The sequence below is a fragment of the Dietzia sp. UBA5065 genome (assembly GCA_002415925.1).
Taxonomy (GTDB): domain Bacteria; phylum Actinomycetota; class Actinomycetes; order Mycobacteriales; family Mycobacteriaceae; genus Dietzia.
On record DIAZ01000010.1, the window covers coordinates 6,785 to 7,822 of the forward strand.

General features: G+C 76.1%; 1 protein-coding gene. It reads right to left on the minus strand.

Annotated features, from left to right (window positions below; translation table 11 throughout):
• Window positions 1–9: 9 nt before the first annotated feature.
• The coding region (locus B4M60_RS00895; protein WP_291079476.1) for an HNH endonuclease signature motif containing protein at window positions 10–1,038 on the minus strand (1,029 nt) is incomplete at its 5' end.

Here is a 1,038-nt window from a genome sequence, read left to right on the forward strand (position 1 = left end):
GCGCGCGCATCACACATCTGTGAGCCTGTCGACCCCGGGCGGAAGCCAGGTGCAGCGGCCGGGCGAGCCCGGATCGACGACGGTCCTCCACGACGACGGCCCCTCGCCGACGAAGCCGTGGTGCACCGGACACCCCAGCGCACCGTTGCCGACGGTGGTGGGTCCGCCTCGCGACCATTCCCTGACGTGGTGGAACTGACTCCGCCTGGCCGGCGCGCTGCATCCCGGGAAGGTGCACCCTCCGTGCGCGGCGTAGAGGACCAGGCGTTGGAGGGCGGAGGCCAGGCGCCGTTCGGGGTGGGCGTCGACGTCGATCCGGTGCAGTTCCTCGCGGCCGTCGCGCAACAGCGAGACGAACCACGGCATGGACCCGGCCATGGAGACGGCCTGGCGGACGCTGAGCTGGGTGCCGGAGTCGGTCTCCACGAGCGCGGTGGGGTCCTCGAGCTGCTCGGGCGTCACGCGGACCACGATGGTGGCGACGCCCGCGGGCCGGGCGGGGTCGACGGTCGAGCCGAGCGCCCACTGGTGCACCAGCGCGTCGTGCGCCCGCTGCTCCGGTGTGCGCTCGTCGGAGCCCGGCTCGCACGCCACCGCCCCGCCGGGACCGCCGAAATCGCACAGCGCCCGCTCGACCAGCGCGCGGGCGCGGGGCGTGAGCGTCATGGTGAGGCTGCTGGTGCCGTCGGGCCGGACCGCGCCGAGCCTGGCCGAGCGCTGCCGTTCCTGGTGCTCCTCGCGGTCCTTCCCGCGTTCGGGGCACAGGGCGGCGACCCGCCGGGCGGCCTCCGCCCGCAGCTGCGCCGGCGCGGCGGTGCGCGCGAACTCCGTGAGCTCCTCGGCGAATCGTGTGGTGGCCGCCCCGCCGAGCGTCCCGGGCAGCCCGGAGACCGCCCTGGCGATGATCCGCTCGTGCTCGGCGCTGATCGTCCCGTCCGCCGCCGCCCGCCCGGCCGGGGTGGCCTGCCTCCCGCCCGCCTCGATCCGCCCGTGGATCACCCCGCGGGCCAGGCCCAGCTTCTCCGCCAGCATCGCGGC